This window comes from Zymomonas sp. (assembly GCF_020216885.1).
Taxonomy (GTDB): Bacteria; Pseudomonadota; Alphaproteobacteria; order Sphingomonadales; family Sphingomonadaceae; genus Zymomonas.
This window is the reverse complement of the sequence record NZ_JAIWON010000169.1, coordinates 1-4,573: the sequence shown is the minus strand read 5'-3', so window position 1 is coordinate 4,573 and position 4,573 is coordinate 1. Positions and strand designations below refer to the sequence as shown.

The window sequence follows — 4,573 nt, the reverse complement described above, 5'->3', positions numbered from 1 at the left end:
TATCGATATTTATATTATAAATATCTTATTTTATTTTATCACTTTCCACCTGTTCCACGGACAGGCCTCTTTTCTCGAGCTGAGGTTTAACCAGATTGGCATCCCCGACAACAACCCATGACAAAGCCTGACTGCTTAACCATTGCCGTGCGGTTTTATCCAATTCTGAAGGCGTTAAAGCGCGATAGCGCTGGTTAAGCGTATCATAATAATTGTCCGGTCGATTCATAAGCGCGAGATCAACCATTCCACCCAAAATATTACTGCTTTTTTCATAAGCGGCCGGTGTCCGGTTGATAATACCGGTAACGGTTTCCCGTAATTCTGCGTCACTTATGCCTTTATCCGTCAAGAAGTGATTTATATCTTCTTGAATGGCACTGATGGACGCTGCCGTCTGGTTGGTCTGCACGGGGGCTGCGAGCGAAAATTCGGAAGACAAAGTTCTGGCATTGATTTGGCTACCTACTCCGTAGCTCCAGCCTTTATTCTGTCTCAAATCCATATTCAGGCGAGACAGGAAATTGCCCCCAAGAATACTGTTAACGACATCAAGATTAAACAGTGTATCTTGATCTTCTTTCTCTTTTAACGGAAGCACGGTTGCCGCCATAATGACAGATTGCGGTGATTGCGGACGGTTAATCAACAAAATATCAGATAAATGTCCAGCTTTGGCCGTGGAAGTTGGTTTCAATTCTTCGGCATGATTGGGTATCTGCCAATGCCCGAAAACAGTATTCAGGACGGGTAAAATCTGATCCAAATCTTGATCGGAAACAATGAAGATATGGGCTTTGTAAGGCCTTATCCATTTTTGTCTGAAATCAAGCAAATTCTGGCGCGTTATCTTTTGGATATTTTCTTCGGTTACCAAATGGCGATAGGGGTGGCCTTCACCATAGAGGTTTTGACGAAGCGCACGGGCGGCTATCCATGCCGGAGATTGACGGCTGGCTGCCATATTCGCCAAGGTCGAAGCCTTTAGTCTTGCCAATTCCTTTTCAGGAAAAGTCGAGCCGAATAGCATTTCTGAAGCCAATCCAGTTGTCTGACGGAAGGTCACACTGGGGCTTAAAAAGGTCATCGAGCTGTAATCATCCCCTGCCCCAAAGCTGATGACGGCTCCAAGGCGTTCTTTTTCTTTGGATAGCTCGATAACATCTTTATCTTTTGTTCCTTCGGTCAGCATAGAAAGCATCAGACTTTCTGTTCCCGGTAAAGCCGTATCGGCTGTAATCCCGCCATCAAAGCTAATTAAAACAGTCGTTAAAGGAACAGCTGGACGTTGCGCATAACTAACGGCGATACCGTTTTTAAGCTGACTGTGGGTAATCGTTGGAAAGCGAACATCAGGGACTCTCCCAACTGTGGGCAAGGCTTCTCTGGATGAAGGCATATCTGCAGCGGCTGGCTGGGTCGGCGTTGGAAGGATCGGGTTATTGTTTACTTTCAGAGTGGATTTACCCGATTGGCTTTCCTGATAGGCTTGGCGTTCACCCGGTAAAACCGTCAGAGCATAGACAGGGCGAGAAAGCCATTTTTGGGTAGATTTTTGCACCTCTGCGGCTGTGGTAGTGGCGACAGCAGAGAGGGCTTTCTTGTAATAATCGGGGTCTTTTGTATAAAGCAGTCCTTGAGCCAGAATGGGGCCTTGAGCGCTAACAGATTCCGCGACGCTTTCTGAAAGAACATCCATCGCTGCCCGATTGACTTCATCTTGGGTCGCGCCTTTTTCAAGATAATCCGCCAAGATTTTATCCAAGCGTTGCGACACATATTGCGGGTTCACCCCCGGTTTTACCGTGACCGAGACGAGAAAACGTCCCTGACCCTCAAAACTTTGGGTGGTTGCGCTGACATTGACGGCGAGCTCTTCTTGATGCACCAAAATTTGATCAAGGCGAGAAGAGGCTAAACCCCCTAGAACCGCCGCACTGAGGTCTAAAGGAATAGAGTCAGGATTGTTATAGCTAGGGATGCTCCATGCCCGATAGATTTTCGATAGGGCAACCTTGTCCGTTATCACTTCGTCTTTACGGGCGGGTAAAGTCCAAATCGGTGTTTCTGGATGGACAATATCGCGGCCACGCGGGATAGCCCCAAAATAATGGTTTACCATTGTCTTGGCTTTATCAATATCAATATCACCGGCTAAAACCAGAACGGCATTATTGGGCCCGTAATTCTCGCGGAACCAATCTTTCACTGTGTCTAGGCTGGCCGCATCAAGGTCTTCCATCGAGCCAATCGTATCGTGGTGATAAGGATGACCTTCTGGCACAAGGGCTTGTGTTATCGCATAGCCGACAGTGCTATAAGGACGATTATCTTTTTGTCTTTTCTCATTTTGAACAACCGCGCGTTGGTTATCGAGTTTGTCCTGCGTCATGCCTTGCAGGAGATAGCCCATGCGGTCGCTTTCCATATAAAGCACCCGATCAAGCGCAGAAGTCGGAACCGTTTCGTAATAATTGGTGCGGTCAAAATTGGTTGTGCCGTTGCTGTCCGTGGCACCGGTTTCCCGCAAAAGCTTCCAGAAGCTGCCTTGGATATTTTGCGAACCTTCAAACATTAAATGTTCAAAAAGATGGGCGAAGCCAGTCTTGCCTTTGGGTTCGTCTTTGGAACCGACATGATACCAGACCGAAACACCGACCACAGGGGCTTTATGATCGGTATGCACCAGCACCCTAAGGCCATTAGGCAGCGTAAAACTTTGCCATGGCAAGTTAATCTGTTTTGCCAGTGATTGTAACAATGTCGAAGTATTTTTAACGTTTTTGATGGGGGGGTGCGCCATGATAACAGGAGGCGTTAGCAGAGTTGAAGACAGAATACAGCATGCCAGAATACGCGTTAGTTTTTTCACCCATCCGCCCCTATTAAAGAAGAAAATATAAATAAAACAAAATAATAAGTAATTTTTATGTCAATTTATAATAAAACCATGTTTTTTATATTCAGACAACATCCATCAAATGAAATCGTAAATTTTTACATCTGAATACTTGAGATGTCGAATATCACCCCCATCTTGCCTGTTAAGTCAGGAGACGGTCATTATGAATTTTGAGAAATTAACAGATCGAGCAAAGGGCTTTATTCAATCAGCGCAAACGGTAGCGATTCGTCTCAATCACCAGAGAATTGCGCCTGAACATCTATTAAAAGCCTTGTTGGAAGATGAGCAGGGGATGGCATCCGGCCTTATTCGTCGCGCCGGTGGCGACCCGATGATAGCTGTCCGTGATACTGATGCGGCCTTGGCCAAAATTCCATCTGTCTCGGGCAGTGGTGCCAATACACCGCCGGGATTGGATAACGATACTGTCCGTCTTTTGGATCAAGCCGAGCAGATTGCGACGAAAGCCGGTGATTCCTATGTCACGGTTGAAAGATTACTTTTGGCGATGACATTGATGCCGGAAACGCAGGTTGGAAAAATCCTGAAAGATTCAGGATTGAGAGCCGAAGCGTTGAATACGGCTATCAATGAATTGCGTTCTGGACGGACGGCCGACACGGCAACTGCCGAAGACCGTTATGATGCCTTGAAAAAATTCGCTCGTGATTTGACCGCCGCCGCCCGTGAAGGCAAGTTGGATCCGGTGATCGGTCGTGATGAAGAAATCCGCCGCACTATCCAGATTTTAGCACGTCGAACCAAAAACAATCCGGTTCTGATCGGTGAACCGGGGGTTGGTAAAACGGCGATTGTCGAAGGTTTGGCATTGCGGATTGTCAATGGCGATGTGCCGGAAGGCCTACGCGACCGCGTTTTGATGGGGCTTGATATGGGTTCCCTGATTGCGGGTGCCAAATATCGCGGTGAATTCGAAGAACGTCTGAAAGGTGTTCTCGACGAAGTTAAACAAGCCGATGGTCAAATCATTCTTTTCATTGATGAAATGCATACCCTGATTGGGGCAGGTAAATCCGATGGAGCGATGGATGCCGGTAACCTATTGAAACCGGCTTTGGCGCGTGGTGAACTACACTGTATTGGTGCGACAACCCTTGCCGAATATCAAAAATATGTCGAAAAAGACCCTGCCCTACAGCGGCGATTCCAGCCGGTTTATGTTGGTGAGCCAACGGTTGAAGATACGATTTCGATTTTGCGCGGGTTAAAAGAAAAATACGAAGCCCATCATGGCGTTCGTATTACGGATGCCGCATTGGTATCGGCGGCGACTTTGTCCAATCGCTATATCACCAATCGCTTTTTACCAGACAAAGCCATCGATCTTGTTGATGAAGCGGCCAGCCGCCTAAGAATGGAGGTTGATTCCAAGCCGGAAGAAATTGAAAATCTTGATCGTCGGATTATCCAGCTGAAGATTGAACGCGAAGCCTTATTAAAAGAAAATGACGACGCTTCCCGTGATCGTTTGGCGACGCTTGAGCATGATTTAAGTGATCTAGAACAGCAATCTTCCGAATTGACAACTCGTTGGAAAAACGAGCAGGATAAAATTAAAGCGGAAGCCCGCTTGAAAGAAAAGCTGGATCAGGCACGTATTGCTTTGGATCAAGCTGAGCGGTCAGGTGACCTCACCAAAGCCGGTGA

General features: G+C 47.0%; 2 protein-coding genes. One reads left to right on the top strand and one right to left on the bottom strand.

All coding sequences use genetic code 11. The features are described 5' to 3' along the window. Window positions 1-25 precede the first annotated feature (25 nt). Window positions 26-2,872 (bottom strand): pitrilysin family protein, encoded by a 2,847-nt coding sequence (locus LDL18_RS08675; protein ID WP_296508785.1) that lies wholly within the window; start codon window positions 2,870-2,872, stop codon window positions 26-28. A gap of 193 nt (window positions 2,873-3,065) precedes the next feature. Between LDL18_RS08675 and LDL18_RS08670 the strand changes: the two genes are divergently transcribed. Next, the coding region (locus LDL18_RS08670; protein ID WP_296508783.1) for a Clp protease N-terminal domain-containing protein at window positions 3,066-4,573 on the top strand (1,508 nt) is incomplete at its 3' end.